This window comes from Nonomuraea sp. NPDC049129, from assembly GCF_040648495.1.
GTDB lineage: Bacteria > Actinomycetota > Actinomycetes > Streptosporangiales > Streptosporangiaceae > Nonomuraea.
Genome location: NZ_JBEZDU010000006.1, coordinates 256067 through 270787 on the forward strand (window position 1 = coordinate 256067; position 14721 = coordinate 270787).

Consider the following 14721-nt stretch of genomic DNA (forward strand, 5'->3'; position numbering starts at 1 on the left):
CGACAGTCTGCTGACGATGCCCGAGGGACACCGGCACAAAAATACGGCTGTCTATTTCACCGCAGATTCACCGGGAGAGCGGTCAGCCGGCTCCCCTGTATGCCGCCGAAGTCGACCTGCTGGAGCTCGGAGATCGGCACTGCGAGGTGTGCGTCGGGGAAGTCGGCCCGTACGACCGCTACGACCGCGCTCAGCTCGAGTTGAGCCAATTGCGCACCAGTGCAGTAGTGGGGACCGGCGCCGAAGGTGAGGTCCGGCCCGATCGACCGGCCGGGATGGGTGTTGATGCCCTGGATGTCGATGAGCACGGGGGCGTGGGCAGGGAGCCGTACCCCGGCGAGATCGATGGCGGCGGAGGTGAACCGCCAGAGGCTGAAGGGTGCGGGCGCGTGCAGGCGCAGCGTCTCCTTGACGAACTCCTCGACCGTGTTCTCCTGCGCTGAAGAGCCGTCGGAGTCGAAGACGTGGGCGAGCAGGAACCCCAGCGATGGGTCGGTGGTCAGCTGCCCGGCGTAGATCAGTGTGAAGATCAGGTAGTGCAGTTGTTCCTCGGTGAGCTCGTCGGGGACCCGTTCGCGTAGCTCGGTGGCCAGGCCGGGCCGGCCGTCGCTGAGCGCGGCGGCGGCCAGCTGTCCGAAGGCGGCCATCGCCGCCTCCACCTCCTGGGGATCGGCGCTGTGCATGCCCCGGCAGGCCGTGATGGCCTGGTCGATCCGGTCGAGTGGTACGCCGATCACGTCGCAGACCACGGTGAGGGGGAACCGAGTGGTGAAGTCGGCCATCAGGTCGACCGTTTCACCTGTCGCGGCGAGCACGGTGAGCTGATCGCGGGCGAACCCCGTGATCCGTTCGGCATAGTCCTGCATCCGCCGGGCGGTGAAGAGCGGGGCGTGCGCTCGGCGCAGCCGCGTGTGCGCCGGGCCGTCGAAGGTGGTCAGCGACGGCTGCGCGGCGGCAGTCGGTTCCAGACCTGCGATACGCGGGTCCCAGTGCGCCGGTGCGTAGGCGGGGTCTTTCACGATGTGAGGGTGTACGAGGGCCTCACGGGCGAGGGCGTCGTCGGTGATGATCCATACCGGGCCGCCGGCTGGGGCATCGGCCTGGACGATGGGACCGGTGGCGCGCAGGGCGGCGCGGACGGGATGGGGTTCGCCGATCCCGCGAACGGTGACGGCGAACGGGTCGACGGTGGCACGGGGCGCGTCGGTCATCGAGTCTCCATGGGGTGGTCCGAATCGGATGGTGAGGCAGACGTCCTGGCCGATCGCTGGCGGAACGACGACGGCCGTGCGCCTGAACGGAGTCGATCTATGAGGCGATGAGATAGAATGACTGCGTAGCACAGTAACTGCGCCACGCAGTGAATCTACCACAGACTTCGCTGCGCGACGCAGTGAAATGGAAGGGATGGGTGTCGCGATGGCGGAGCCGGCGGCGGGCAGGGAAGCGCTACTTGCCGAGGTCACCACGGACGTGGTGCCCAGCTGGGCGATCTTGGTCGTCCAGCTCAACAGCCTTGTCGCCGAGCGGCTGGGCGTCACCGACACCGACGTGCAATGCCTGTTCGTGCTGGGCCGGCACGGTCCGACAACACCCGGCGTCCTGGCCAAGCACGTGAACCTCACCACCGGATCGGCCTCGCGCATGATCGACCGGCTCGTCGCCGCAGGCTGCGTCCGACGGGTGGCCGACCCCCACGACCGCAGGCGAGTGCTCATCGAACCCACCCAGGAAGGCCTCGACCGGGTCAGCGCCGCCTACTCGGGACTGATCGCCCGTACGCGAGACGACCTCGGCGACTTCGACGACGCGGAGCTCAACACCATCGTTCGCTTCATGAAAACGGCCGAGCGCAGCACCGCCGCCGAGATCCACCGACTCCAAGCCACGCTCCAGGGCCGAACATGATCGTGCTTGGCTAGGGTGGAGGTATGTTTTGACGCTTGCCCGGAAGTCGGGCACCCCCATGGCCTCCTTCGTATCCCGAACAACCTACGAAGGAGACACCTGACATGAGCACGTTCATCCCTGACGCGTTCGCCGCGTCGTACGGCGACAACAGCCCGACCGCCCGTGCCTGGATCGCCGAGCTGCCCCGGCTGGCCGCGGACTTCCTCGACCGCTGGACGCTGCGGCCGGACGGCCCCGCGGCACACGGCATGGCCTCGCTCGTGCTGCCGGTGATCCAGGCAGATGGCGCTCCCGCGGTGCTGAAATTCCAGCAAGCAAGCGAGGACAACGCCGGCGCCGCCCTCGGCCTGCGGGTATGGAACGGCAACGGCATCGTGCACCTGCTCGACCACGACCCCGACACCGGCACCATGTTGCTGGAGCGGCTGGACGCGGCCCGGCCGCTGTCATCGGTGGTTGACGACGATGTCGCCATGCAGATCCTCGCCGAGCTGATGGCGCGCCTGGTCGCGGTGCCCGCCCCACCCGGTCTGCGGCATCTGTCCGACATCGCCGCCGCCATGCTGGATCAGGTTCCACGCGCTGTACTGGCATTGCGCGACCCGGCCGAGCAGCAGCTGGTACGCACCTGCGCGTCCGCCGTGGCCGAATTGATCGGCGAACCTGGCGACCGCCTGCTGCATTGGGACCTGCACTACGACAACATCCTCGCCGGGCAACGGGAACCATGGCTGGCCATCGACCCCGAACCGCTGGCCGGCGACCCCGGGTTCGACCTGTGGCCGGCGCTGGACAGTCGATGGGAGGAGGCGGTGGTGGCGACCGGCGACGTGACCCGTACGGTCCTGCGCCGGTTCGACCTCCTTACCGAGGTGCTCGGCCTGGACCGGCAGCGGGCGACCGGGTGGACACTTGGCCGCATCCTGCAGAACGCGTTGTGGGACATCGAGGACGGCAAGCCCACGCTGGAACCGGCCCAGGTCGTCCTTGGCACGATTCTGCTACGCCGGTGATGTCGCGCCACGCGCCTGCCCGCAAGCCGAACGGAAGTACGGATGATCTACGCAAAGACGCCCCTTACCCTTGAGATCCGCGAAGCCGCGGCCCTGACCTGGGGTGTCACGGGGGACGGCGAGCGGTTGCACGGCGGGGAGGACTCCGCCGCCTACCGCCTCGACGGGCACGTCATCCGCGTCGGCCCGGTGTGGCGCGCCGCCGCCGAGTCGGAGTGGTGTCACGCGATCGCCCGGCACGCCGCCGGCGGCCTCCCCGAGGCGGTCGCCCCGCTGCCGACCGCCGAAGGGGCGACGGTCATCGTCGTGGGCGGCCGCCCGATCTCCTGCTGGCCGTATGTCGAGGGTGCGCCTTCCACGCCGAGCACCCCGTGCGCCACCCCCTGCACGGCGACTACTACACCGGCAACACCCTGGCAAGGGACGGCCGGATAGTGGCGGTTCTCGATTGGGACGAGACCTTCGTCGGCGCCCCTGAGCTGGAGCTGGCCGCCGCCGCCCTGGAATGGGGCGACGACCTGGCCGGGCCGAGTGAGGAGTTCGTGGCCGCGTACCACGAGGCGGGCGGCACGGCAGCCCGCCTGGACGAGGAGTCGCTCGCTCAGCTCGTCAGGCACAAGCTCCGCAGGGAGTACGCCTACTTCCACAAGGGGGTGACGCATGACGAGGAGGACATCGAATACCACCGCGCCCGGGTAGAGCTGTTCCACCGGCTGCGCCCCTGACAGCCGTACCGGCGTCCCTATCGCTGGATGGTGGCCTGCGCCTGGCGGATGCGGTCGTTGAGGGTGCGTCGCACGCTGTCGACGTCGGTGGTGGAGTTCTCGGACAGAGTGTTCATCAGTTCCGCGCAGGCTTGGGCGGCGGCCTCCGACCGGGGCAGCATGATCTTCTCGTAGGCGGCAGCGGCCTGGTCGAGGTCGGGGTGGGTGGCGATGGCGGTGGCCAGGTCGCTGCCGTCGATCAGGGCGAGGTTGGCGCCGATGCCGAAGGGCGGCATGAGGTGGGCCGCGTCGCCGAGCAGGGTGATGCCGGGGACGTGGTCCCAGGTGTGCCCGGCGGGCAGGACGTGCAGGGGCCGGCTGACGAACCCGCTGTCGTTGTCGCGGAACAGGTCGAGGAGCCGGGGGTGCCAGCCGCTGAACAAGGCGCGGAGGTGATCGCACACCGCCGCGGTGTCGTCGAGGTCGAGGCCGGCGGTGGCGTACCAGTTCGCCGGTGCGTCGAAGCCGGCGTACAGGCGGATGTGGGCGCCGCTGTTGCGCTGGGCCGAGATCATCTTCCCGTCGGCTCGCGCCGCCAGCGTGCCTGGCCCCACCCAGCGGGCCAGGTCGGGGTGGCGTACGTCGACATCATCCAGGTACGCCTCGACGATCGTGGCGCCCGTGTAGCGAGGCACAGCAGCCGAGACGGCGGGGCGGACCCGGGACCAGGCGCCGTCGGCGCCGATCACGAGGTCGAAGTCCGCGGTGGTGCCGTCGGTGAAGCACAGGCGAGCGCCGCCGCCGTCCAGCGGTACGACCCCGTCCACCGGGCGCCCCCAGCGCACAGTGCCGGGGACGAGGGAGTCCAGCAGCAGCCCCCGCAACTGGCCCCGGTCGATCTCCGGGGCGTAGCTCTCGTCGCGGCTGTCGGTGGGCCGCTCGTGGTGTACCAAGGCGGCGGTGAAGGGATCCAGCCCGCGCAACTCCTGCCCCTGCGCCCGAGCCAGCTCGGTGAACCGCTCGAACAGGCCGACCGCCCGTAGCGCGGCCTGACCGGTCGGCACATGCAGATCCAGCATGCCTCCCTGCCAGCGGGCATCGCGGGAGGCCTCCCGCTCGAACACGGCTGCCTGGATGCCGTACGTCTGCAGGCCGCGGGCGCAGGCGAGGCCGCCCACGCCGGCGCCCACGATCGCGATTTGGGGGTTCATGGCACATACCTCCGGGTAGCGGCTCCGAGGTGGCCAGAAAATCATAGTTACTCCGAATTCGCAACAGCTCCGATTTCGCACTCGATCCGAGTTGCCGTACGCTGAGCGAGTGAGCGAAGGAGTCGGGCGCCGCGAGCGCAGGAAGGCCCAGACCCGCAAGGCGCTGGCCGACGCGGCGCTGCGGCTGTTTCTGGAACGCGGTTACGACCAGGTGGGCGTCAAGGACGTGGCCGAGGCCGCCGACGTGGCGGTGTCCACGCTGTTCGCGTACTTCCCGAGCAAGGAGGCCCTGGTCTTCGACCTCGACGACGACCTCGAGGCCGAGGTCGTCGCCGCGGTGCGCGATCGTGACCCCGGCCAGTCCATCCCGTACGCCCTGCGCGAGCACATCCTCAGGCGAGCGATCGAAGTCGCGGCCTTCCCTCACACCGCGGCCCTCACCCGCATGGTGGAGAGCACCCCGGCCCTTCGCGACTACGCCCGCCACATGTGGCTACGCCACGAAGCCGCCCTCGCCCGCGCCCTCGCCGACGAGACCGGCGCCCCTCAGGACGACATCACCTGCGCCGCCTTCGCCAGGTTCGTCCTCGAAGCCGCCCACGTCATCCACGGCCACCCGGCCCCCGAACAGGCCGCCACCGCAATCTTCAACCTGCTCGAACACGGCTGGACCACCGCCCATCCCGGCACCTGAGCACCGGCGGCAGGATGCGGGGCTAATTGAAGGCGCCAGGCACCTGGTAGGGCACCTTGCCCTCGAGCTGCTCCTGGTCGAGCACCTCGCCTCTCAGCGGCAGCAGAACGGTGACCTCCCGTCCCCAACCGGAGTAGCGGGTGTCCGACTCGACACGGAGCAGGGAACCCTTCCAGTGGTGCAGGACGCCCCTGGCCGTAACCCGCTCCACCAGTCCGGCCGCACTCAGCCGGAGGGTGTAGGAGATGGTGCTGACGGGCTTGCTGATGGAGTAGCCACGGAAGCGAGAGGCGAAGGAACGGGATACCTTAACCAGCTTGTCGGCCTTGATCGTGCCCTTCACCAACCCGTCCCGCCAGGACGTGCGGTGGGCCAGCAGTGCCTTGAGCGTGGCGGGCTCCAAGACCTCCAGCGGCGGGTTGCTGGCAGGCTGATCGGTGGCGGAGTAGCGCACCCAGTTCGTGCCCTGTGGCAGCGCGTCGGCGAACTGGGGGCCTGAGACGTAGTCGTCGTAGCCTGACGAGATCACCCTTAGGGGCGTCTCTTCCAGGGCGGCGTCCTCCGCCATGCCGAGTTTCTTCAGGCCGCTCATCATCGTCTTGCTGAACCGCAGGCGCTGGGACGTATCAGCGGCGGTCTCGCCTTGCGGTCCGAACCCGACCGTGCCGTCCACATCCACGGTGTAGTAGAAGCCGCGACCCTGATCAACCTTTACGGTGGACACGATGTTGACGCCCTTACCGCGGGTCAATGCGGCTTGGAGCGCTTTTACCGGGTCGACCCTGGGCGCTGCTTGCGCGGGGGTGGCGACGAGCTGTGCCAGTCCCGCGATCAGGATTGCACCCACGACGGTCCGCTTCATCACGATCCCCTGGAAATTGGTCGGAGGGACGATCAATCTCGTGCATACGAGATCAACTGTCAAACCGAACCGCGATCGTGAGATGGCCTCGATGGGCATGCCGGAATCGGAGAGCTGTGCCGCCTGTGGTTTGTGGGGCCGCCGTTAACAATTGAGAGTGGCGGTGGTCTGGGGTCGGCCCGAGTCGGGATCCAAGGCCACAGGGAACGTCCGCCCGTCGGCCACCCGGATCTCAACCGAACTTGGCCCCGTCCACTTGACCGAGTCGAAGGTGTCGTCGGGGACGTCGTCGTTGAAGCAGCCGAGATCCCACTCCCTGCTGAGCAGCCCGCCGTCATTGCGGACGCTGAGCGACATCACCATGTCCGGCCCGAGCCCCGCCATCGACCGCTGGAGCCGGATCCTGTACGGGGGCGGTCCGTCGACGAAGCCGACCTCCTCGGCAGAGGAGAACCCAATGGCGAGCAACCCCCCGAACAGCGCGACACTCGCGCCCAGTCCGGCAAGGAGGACGATCACGACGCGTAGCCACATCCACCGCAGCCCGACGGCGGCCAACGCCATCAGGAGGCAGGCCAGCACGCCGAGTGCGAACGGATGGTTCAGATGTTCCCGTAAGAGCACGAAGTCAGAGTCGTGGAAGTACACCAGAGCTGCGAGACCGCCCACGCAGAGCGAGGCGGCCAGCAGCGCGAGTGAGCGAGACATGTAAATCCCATCGGTGGGGGGCCACCGAGATCATGACAGCACCGCGGTGCCGTAACCGCAATTGCGCGGAATCTCCACAAAACCCGCATATCGCGGCCGGGTGAGGTTCTTCTCAGGTCCCGAAATCACGAACCCGAAGCGGGCTGGTTCCGTAGTCCGGACCGCTGAGGCTCTCGTGAGCCCTTGCCCACGCTTGGTCGAAAGCGTCGAGAGTCAGCGGCTCGGGGTTGTGACCTTCCCACTCATGGACGGGTTGCTCGGCTATTCGGTCGTAGACAGCTCCGTATCGTGCGACTTCTCCGCTCTCGAAAGCCGTCTGCCATTCGGCCAGGGAGGCGGCGGCGAAAGGCTGTTCGTCGGGGCCGCGGAATTCGATCTGCCGGGTCACCCAGCCTTCGTCGTCGGCCTCGATGTAGAACCAGGTGTCCTCGTCGGCCCAGTGGCTGCGGAACCAGTGCGTCATCGTGGCATTCCTCCTGGGGCGAGTGGGAGGGCTTGGAGCTTCCCGATGTCGGGTGGGTGGGGCGAAGTCGCTCGTTCTCGAGGCCGAGCATGCTGACGGCTCGGGAAGCACGGCTTTCATTTCCGGGATCATCGAACGCCAAACCCGTCGCAGCGATCTTTGGATTCGCCTATTTCGCCAGGTCATCCCCTCTCCTGAACATCCCACTCAGGGCCGTTCTTGAGACGGCGGGGCTCCGTCTACACTGTAGACATGAACTACAGTGTAGATGTGGTGGAAGCGTCCGGAGCGCGGTTGCATGTCGAGCGGACCGGCGACGGACCCCCGCTCCTACTGATCTCCGGAGGCGGCGGCGACGCCGGTATGTACGCGGACGTGATCCCGCTCCTGGCCCGGAGCTTCACCGTGATCGCCTACGACCGGCGCGGCAACTCGCGCAGCCCCTTCACCGATCCCGGTGGCTCGATCACGGTTGCCCGGCAGGCTGGCGACGCGGTCGCCGTCCTCGACCACTACGGCATGGAACGCGCCTATGTCTTCGGCAACAGCGGGGGCGCGATCATCGCCCTGGAGATGGTGATCGGACACTCGGACCGACTCCTGGGCGCGGTGGTGCACGAGCCGCCGCTGGTACAACTCCTCGCTCCCGACAGCCCCGAACGGCGCGAGATCGAACACATCGGCCGCCTTGCCCGAGACGGTCACCTGATGCGGGCTTACGCCGCTTTCGGCGCGATGACGCTACCGGACCCGCCGCGCGTGTTCCTGTCGCCATCCGGCCAAGCCACGATCGCCGCCGCCACTCACCTCATGCTCGCCGCCGACGGCCTGGTACGAAAGATCACCCGACGTACGCCGGACGTGATGACCCGCCAGCTCCGCAACGCCGAGCTGACCCTGCGCCGCGAACTGCCCGCGTTCTGCTTCGAGTACCAGCCGGACCTGACCGCGCTGGCCGCCACCACAGCGCCCTGGTGCCTGGCCACCGGCCGCGACAGTGTCGGCAAGCCGTACCACGCGCCCGCGCACCTGTTGTCTGAGCGCCTTGGCGTACCCTGCCAGGAGTTCCCCGGCGGCCACGTCCCGTTCATGCGGCACCCGCACGAGTTCACCCCGACGCTCACGAAGATCCTGGAGGGCTTCCAGCCATGACGGCCGACCCCAGCCCACCGGTCAGATTGCCAGAGCCGCCCACCCGGCCCACCCTCACCCGCGAATACCTCGCCGCCGCCGCGCTCGCCCTGATCGACGCCCATGGTCTGCGTAAATTCTCCATGCGCAAGCTCGGCACCGCCGTCGGCTTCGACCCGATGGCCGTCTACCGTCACTACGACGACCAGGAGGACCTCTTCGACGGCGTCGCCGAGACGCTGTTCACCGAGGTCAATGTCGACACTCTGCCCTGGGACGGCCCCTGGCGGGAACTGGCCCAGAACTACTGCCTGCGGCTGCGCGACACACTCCTGCGCCACCCCCAGGCTGTGCCACTGTTCGCCACCCGCCCGGTACGCTCACCAGCCTCCATCGACACCGGCGTGAAGATGCTCACCAAGCTCAGCGACGCCGACATCCCTCCGGCGCAGGGCTTGCGCATCATCCGCTGCCTGCGAGAGTTCACCATCGGCCACACCCTCGCCATCGCCGTGACCAAGCTCGGCGCCGACCAGCGCAGTCGCAAACCCGAGCCCGGCAGCCCCGACTACAACCTGCTCGCCGAAGCCGCCGACGCCACCACCCTCGACGACCACTTCGAGACGGGGCTCACCGCGATCCTGAGTGGCTTCGAACAGTCCGCCCGCATGCGCTGAGGCGTCTCGTCAGCGGCATCGATTGCGGCCCGGGAACCTGCTCCTCGCCGCCGTCTTCCTCTTGGTGCCGGCGCTGCGCGTCTCGTACGCCATGGCGCTGCCGGCGGTCGCGGCCTGCGGCGTGTTCTCCTTCACTGTCACGACGCCGCAGCAGCACCTGATCATGGGGTACGCCCCGGCGGGCACGCAGCCGATGGTCGCCTCGCTGAATCAGTCAGCGCTGTATCTGGCGGTCTCGTTGTCCGGCGCGGCCGGCGGGATCGTGCTCGACGCCGCCGGCGCCGTGCTTCTCGCGCCGCTGGCGGCCGTGTTCGTCGTGGTCGCGGCCGGCCTCACCTGGTGGTACGGCCGAATGGACGCACGCGGGTGGGCTCCGGCAGTGAGGCGCCGTTGACATTATGCAGGCAAATACCTGCATAATGGAGACGTGAGCCTCGAAGCGAGAGCGATGGACTCGGTCTTCAAAGCGCTGGCCGACCCCACCCGACGACTCCTGCTCGACCGTCTGCGCGAGCACAACGGCCAGACGCTGAGCGAGCTGTGCGACCGCCTGAACATGGCGCGCCAGTCAGCGACACAGCATCTCGACATCCTCGAGCGGGCCAACCTCGTCACCGTCGTACGACGCGGACGGGAGCGGCTGCACTACCTCAACCCGACACCGATCCATGAGATCGAGGAGCGCTGGATCTCGGGGTTCGACAAGCCGCGCCTGCAAGCGATCAGTGCCATCAAGAACCAGGCAGAGGAGTACGCCATGACCGAAGTACCCACCTATGTCTATGTCACCTACATCCGCGCGAGCGCCGAGCAGGTGTGGCGAGCCCTGACGGACGCGGACCTGACGGCGCAATACTGGGGCCACGCCAACGTTTCGGACTGGCAGCCGGGCTCGACCTGGGAGCACCGGCGCGCCGACGGATCAGGTGTCATCGATGTCGTCGGCCGAGTGATCAAGGCCGAACCCCCGACGCGCCTGGTCATCACCTTCGACGACGCCCCTGACACCGAAGCGCCGGGAGAGCCGTCGGTCGTCACCTTTCTCGTCGAACCCCACCAGGAGATCGTCCGCCTCACCGTGACCCACGAGAACCTCCCCAACCAGGAGATGCTCACCGGCATCTCGGACGGCTGGCCGGCCGTGCTGGCGAACCTCAAGTCGCTGCTGGAGACCGGCGAGGTCCTTCCGCAGGCGCCATGGGACATGAACAGCGCGCACGCCTGAGGCCGAAGCCGCAAAGGTGATGGTTGAGTCTGAAACGTGCCAGTGTCAGCGGCTTCATGACTGCTTGGGTGGGTGTCCCAGTCCACGTGCACCTGCCTGAACGGGAACCATGTCAACCACCACCCTGGCCCCGCCACGCCCGCCTCTCATCAGCTGGCTCGCGGTCACCTCACTCATGCTGGGCATCTTCGCCATCGTCACCAGCGAAATCCTGCCCATCGGCCTGCTGACCGCCATCGGCGCCGACTTCGGCATCTCCGACGGCACCACAGGGCTGACCATGACTCTGCCCGGCGTCGTCGCCGCGGTCGCCGCACCCGTTGTCACGCTGACCACCGCGCGCCTGGACCGCCGGGTGATGCTGTGCGTCTTCATGGCGGTGCTCGCCGTGGCCGACGTGCTGGCCGCCGTGGCGACCTCCTACTGGGTGATGCTGATCTCCAGAGTGCTCGTCGGCCTCACCATCGGCGGCTTCTGGTCCATCGGGGCGGGGCTGGCCGGCCGTCTGGTGCCGCCGCACGCCGTCGGCTCCGCCACCGCGGTGATCTTCTCCGCCGTTCCGCTGGGCTCCGTGCTCGGCGTACCGGCCGGAACCTTCATCGGCGACCTCGCCGGCTGGCGAACCGCGTTCCTGGTCCTGGCCGCGCTGGCCATCCTGGTCCTGGTCGCCCTGGTGATGCTGCTGCCGCCGCTGCCCGCCCACCAGGTCACCAGCCCGCGCGTCCTGCTCGACCTGCTACGCGCCCGGGGCGCCGGAATCGCCCTGCTGGCCACCTTCCTTATCGTCTTGGCCCACTTCGGCACCTACACCTACGTCACGCCGTTCCTCCAGAACGTCACCGGCTTGTCTCCCGTGGCGGTCAGCGCCGTCTTGCTGGCGTACGGCATCGCCGGAATCGCCGGTAATTTCCTGGCCGGCAAGGCCACCGCCACACATCTGCGAGCCGCCTTCGTGACCTGCGGCTGCCTGATCGCGGCCACCACCCTGCTGCTGCCCTCGGTCGGCGGCACAACCGTGGGCGCCGTGGTGCTGCTCGTGGTCTGGGGACTGGCCTATGGAGGCGTGCCCGTCTGCTCGCAGGCCTCGTTCATCGCCGCCGCCCCGCACACGCCCGAAGCCGCCACGGTCGTCTTCACCTCCTCCTTCCAGGCGACGTTCGCCCTCGGCGCGTTCGTCGGCGGCCGCGTCGTCGACGCCTTCTCTGTCTCCACCGTGATGATCTGCGGCGGGCTGACCGCTCTCCTGATGGCGGTATCCCTGTACTCCAAAACCCCCTGAGTGTGGCGGCCGCGTGGAGATACGGGGCAGGTAGCGTGCAAACGGGCGTATGGGTGAGGTCCCGCGCCTACCGTCGCAGGTATGCAGGCCGTCGATGTACTGGTCGTGGGTGCGGGTCTGGCCGGGCTGCGCACAGCCCGTTCGCTCGCCCGGCGGGAACTGAAGGTGCTGGTGGTCGACCGCCGCAGGTCGCTGTCAGCGGGCATCCGTACGACGGGGATCTTCGTACGGCGTACCCTCGACGACTTCGACCTGCCGGACCAGCTGCTCGGGCCCGGTATCCGGGACGTGCTGCTGTATCCGCCGTCGCGGCGAGCGCCGATCCGGCTCACCAGTGACCGCGACGAGTACCGCGTGGCCGACATGGCGGCCGTCTACGAGCACGCGCGCCGCGCCGCGGAGTCGGCCGGGGCGCGGGTCCTGCTGGGCGTACGGTATGTCGGCGCGTCGAGGGGTTTGGTGCGGTTCGCAGATGCGGACCCGGTGACGGCCCGGTTCATCGTCGGCGCGGACGGCGCCCGCTCCCGGGTGGCCCGTGATCTCGGCCTCGATGTCAACCGGCGCTCCCTGCTCGGTGCCGAGATCGTCCACCCGATCGCGCCTGGCACGGCCACCCCGGCGTTCCACTGTGTGCTGGACCCCCGGGTCGCTCCGGGGTACCTGGGGTGGGTCATCGACGACGGCCGGCACGCGCATGTCGGCGTCGCGGGATATCCGGCCGCGATGCGCACGGGCATCCGCCACCTGCTGGACGCGTTCGCCGCGGACGCGCCCGGCCGTGCGGCGCCGACCGGTCCGGTCGAGCGTCGAGGCGGTCCGATCCCGGTCGGTGGTGTGCTGCGACGGCTGGCGTGCCCCGCCGGGCTGCTCGTCGGAGACGCGGCGGGCGCGGTGTCGCCGCTGACGGCGGGTGGATTGGACCCCTGTTTACGCATGTCCGAGTGGGCCGCGGCGGTCGCCGCCGGGTACCTGCGTACCGGCGATCAAAGCGTCTTGAGCCGGTACGACGGGGACGCGTTGCGGGCCCGGTTCCGAGGTCGCCTGTTGCTGCGCCGTGTGTTCGCCGGTATCCGGTCTCCCGCCGCGGCAGAGGCGGTGGTGACGCTGCTACGTAGTCGTGCCGGTCGGGCTTTGGCGGCGCGCGTACTGTTCGGAGACGGCTCGTTTCCCGATGTCAGCTCACGGCTCGCGGATCCGGCGATCGACCATCTGGGTGGCAGCCGAGAGCCCGGAGTCCGTTGATCGCCTCCTGCTCTCGGCCGTGCCCCGTTTGTGATCCGACTCCGGCATCATCACTGACCATGAAGAAGATGATCACTGCTCTGGCGGCCGGCGCCGCCCTATCGGCCGCCTTATCGGCGGTTGCCGCCCCCGCTCAGGCGGCCACCAAGGACCCCGTCAGCGCGCTGAAGGCCCAGCTCGTACCCGGGCACGGCGTGCGCTTCACCGAAACGGTCGCCTGGTCGAACGGCACGGAGGAGAGCGAGATCCAGGACCGCAAGGGCGTCTTCCAGTTCGACAAGAAGGGCGTCGCCGCGTTCGACATCAACATCCACTGGGACGACGACACCTACGGGCGGCAAAGGGCCGTCGGCGTCGGCGACATCACGTACCACACCGGCGGGGTCATGCCCATGGTGCTCCCGGAGGGCAAGACCTGGTACAAGGTCAAGAGTTACGGAGTGCCCGACTCCTACGGTCAGATTCTCAACCCGGCCGAGCCCAAGACCTTGGCCGCACTGATCAAGCACGGCAAGTCGACGAAGAACTCCATCACCGGCACGATCACCTTCAAGGACCTCAAGCAGGCCTCGGCCTGGTGGGCGGGCGCGAAGGCGCCCAGTTCGTTCGACAGCACGAAGGTCTCCTACACCCTCACGCTCACCTCGGGGGGCCTGGTGAGCAGGGTGCAGAGCAAGTTCACGGCTACGGAGGCCGGGCGACAGGCCATGATCGCCGTGGACAGCCGCTACAGCGGGTGGGGTGCGAAGGTGTCGGTCAAGGCGCCGGATCCCGCCAAGGTGACCACCGACTTCCGCTGACCCCACTCCCTCGCTAACTCAGCGTCCTGGGAACCCGGCGTAGTGCTCGGCGATCTCGTCGCTGGTCGTCAGCCATACGTCGGGGCGATTGGCGATGTACTCAAGCGCCTGATCGAGGTACTTCGCCCGGAACGCCTGGCCGATGACGAACAGGTGCAGCGCCAGCGCCATGACGCGCCTGCTCTCCGTGGATTCGGCACAGAGCTGGTCGACCTGGTCCTTGACCATCTGTACGAAGTCGGCGCCGCTCCTGCCGTGCATGGTGAAGATGCCCAGGTCGTTGAGTTCGAGTGAGTACGGCACGCTCAGCATTCCCGGGACGTTCAGCCGGTACGGCTGGTCGTCGTTGGTCCAGTCCAGCACGTAGCTCAGGCCGAGCTCGGCGAGCAGGGACGGCGTCTGGAACGTCTCGGTGAGCGCGGGACCCAGCCAGCCGCGTGGCCGCCGTCCCGTGGCCTTCTCGATGGTGTCGACGACCTCGGTCAGGTAGGCGCGCTCGTCGTCGACGTCGGCCTGGAGGGTGGAGTTGTTCTTGCCGTGGGCGAGCCACGCCCAGCCGTGGGCGTTGCCCGCCTCGACGATCTGGGGGTAGTGCTCGCACACGTCGGCGTTGAGCAGCACACTCGCCCGGATGGCGTGCCGGTCGAGTACCTCCATGACGCGCCAGATCGCCACCCGCGGTCCGTAGTCGCGCCAGCCGTAGTTGAGCGGATCCGGTACGAGAGTCGCGGTCGCCTCGTTGATGCTGGTGGAGGGGCGGTCGATCATGAAGTGCTCGACGTTCAGGCCCACGTAGAAGGC

18 protein-coding genes are annotated in these 14721 nt (G+C 68.4%); 12 read left to right on the plus strand and 6 right to left on the minus strand.

Going from position 1 to position 14721, the window contains the following annotated elements:
* Positions 1-56: 56 nt before the first annotated feature.
* Positions 57-1211, minus strand: coding sequence for a cytochrome P450 (locus AB0B64_RS20715; RefSeq protein ID WP_357943764.1), 1155 nt, complete (start codon positions 1209-1211; stop codon positions 57-59).
* A gap of 196 nt (positions 1212-1407) precedes the next feature.
* Here AB0B64_RS20715 and AB0B64_RS20720 point away from each other — a divergent pair, with 196 nt between their 5' ends.
* From AB0B64_RS20720 to AB0B64_RS20735, 4 genes are all read left to right on the plus strand, one after another.
* Positions 1408-1908 carry a MarR family transcriptional regulator gene (locus AB0B64_RS20720; protein WP_357943766.1) on the plus strand — a complete coding sequence of 167 codons (501 nt, stop codon included), beginning with the start codon at positions 1408-1410 and terminating at the stop codon, positions 1906-1908.
* A gap of 104 nt (positions 1909-2012) precedes the next feature.
* Positions 2013-2924 (plus strand): aminoglycoside phosphotransferase family protein, encoded by a 912-nt coding sequence (locus AB0B64_RS20725; RefSeq protein WP_357943768.1) that lies wholly within the window; start codon positions 2013-2015, stop codon positions 2922-2924.
* A gap of 42 nt (positions 2925-2966) precedes the next feature.
* Positions 2967-3359 (plus strand): hypothetical protein, encoded by a 393-nt coding sequence (locus AB0B64_RS20730; protein ID WP_358179457.1) that lies wholly within the window; start codon positions 2967-2969, stop codon positions 3357-3359.
* On the plus strand, positions 3254-3649 hold the full coding sequence (locus AB0B64_RS20735) for a phosphotransferase (protein ID WP_358179439.1): 396 nt from the start codon (positions 3254-3256) through the stop codon (positions 3647-3649). The genes AB0B64_RS20730 and AB0B64_RS20735 overlap by 106 nt, the downstream gene beginning before the upstream one ends.
* A gap of 17 nt (positions 3650-3666) precedes the next feature.
* On the opposite strand, the gene AB0B64_RS20740 is transcribed toward AB0B64_RS20735, so the two are convergent.
* Complete coding sequence (locus AB0B64_RS20740; RefSeq protein WP_357943772.1) at positions 3667-4839, minus strand: NAD(P)/FAD-dependent oxidoreductase; 1173 nt, start codon at positions 4837-4839, stop codon at positions 3667-3669.
* A gap of 109 nt (positions 4840-4948) precedes the next feature.
* Between AB0B64_RS20740 and AB0B64_RS20745 the strand changes: the two genes are divergently transcribed.
* On the plus strand, positions 4949-5533 hold the full coding sequence (locus AB0B64_RS20745; RefSeq protein ID WP_357943774.1) for a helix-turn-helix domain-containing protein: 585 nt from the start codon (positions 4949-4951) through the stop codon (positions 5531-5533).
* Positions 5534-5555: 22 nt separating this feature from the next.
* On the opposite strand, the gene AB0B64_RS20750 is transcribed toward AB0B64_RS20745, so the two are convergent.
* From AB0B64_RS20750 to AB0B64_RS20760, 3 genes are all read right to left on the minus strand, one after another.
* A complete protein-coding gene (locus AB0B64_RS20750) occupies positions 5556-6395 on the minus strand; it encodes a hypothetical protein (RefSeq protein WP_358179120.1) in 840 nt (279 codons plus the stop codon).
* A gap of 144 nt (positions 6396-6539) precedes the next feature.
* Positions 6540-7103, minus strand: a complete 564-nt coding sequence (locus AB0B64_RS20755; RefSeq protein ID WP_357943778.1) for a hypothetical protein — start codon at positions 7101-7103, stop codon at positions 6540-6542.
* Positions 7104-7215: 112 nt separating this feature from the next.
* Entirely contained in the window at positions 7216-7566 is a 351-nt protein-coding gene (locus AB0B64_RS20760; RefSeq protein ID WP_357943780.1) for a hypothetical protein, read from the minus strand.
* Between the two features lie 252 nt (positions 7567-7818).
* On the opposite strand from AB0B64_RS20760, the gene AB0B64_RS20765 reads away from it, so the two are divergent.
* From AB0B64_RS20765 to AB0B64_RS20795, 7 genes are all read left to right on the plus strand, one after another.
* Entirely contained in the window at positions 7819-8718 is a 900-nt protein-coding gene (locus AB0B64_RS20765) for an alpha/beta hydrolase (RefSeq protein WP_358179122.1), read from the plus strand.
* The gene (locus tag AB0B64_RS20770; RefSeq protein WP_358179124.1) at positions 8715-9374 is read left to right on the plus strand and encodes a TetR/AcrR family transcriptional regulator; all 660 of its coding nucleotides are present in this window, start codon (positions 8715-8717) and stop codon (positions 9372-9374) included. Before AB0B64_RS20765 ends, AB0B64_RS20770 begins: the two co-directional genes overlap by 4 nt.
* 22 nt (positions 9375-9396) lie before the next feature.
* Positions 9397-9768, plus strand: coding sequence for a hypothetical protein (locus AB0B64_RS20775; RefSeq protein ID WP_358179126.1), 372 nt, complete (start codon positions 9397-9399; stop codon positions 9766-9768).
* Positions 9769-9801: 33 nt separating this feature from the next.
* Complete coding sequence (locus AB0B64_RS20780; protein WP_357943788.1) at positions 9802-10599, plus strand: metalloregulator ArsR/SmtB family transcription factor; 798 nt, start codon at positions 9802-9804, stop codon at positions 10597-10599.
* 109 nt (positions 10600-10708) lie between these two features.
* Complete coding sequence (locus AB0B64_RS20785; RefSeq protein WP_358179128.1) at positions 10709-11878, plus strand: MFS transporter; 1170 nt, start codon at positions 10709-10711, stop codon at positions 11876-11878.
* An 81-nt stretch (positions 11879-11959) separates the two neighbouring features.
* Positions 11960-13120 carry an NAD(P)/FAD-dependent oxidoreductase gene (locus AB0B64_RS20790; protein ID WP_358179130.1) on the plus strand — a complete coding sequence of 387 codons (1161 nt, stop codon included), beginning with the start codon at positions 11960-11962 and terminating at the stop codon, positions 13118-13120.
* A gap of 59 nt (positions 13121-13179) precedes the next feature.
* Entirely contained in the window at positions 13180-13920 is a 741-nt protein-coding gene (locus AB0B64_RS20795) for a hypothetical protein (RefSeq protein WP_357943794.1), read from the plus strand.
* An 18-nt stretch (positions 13921-13938) separates the two neighbouring features.
* On the opposite strand, the gene AB0B64_RS20800 is transcribed toward AB0B64_RS20795, so the two are convergent.
* A complete protein-coding gene (locus AB0B64_RS20800) occupies positions 13939-14688 on the minus strand; it encodes a polysaccharide deacetylase family protein (RefSeq protein ID WP_358179132.1) in 750 nt (249 codons plus the stop codon).
* Between the last annotated feature and the right edge of the window lie 33 nt (positions 14689-14721).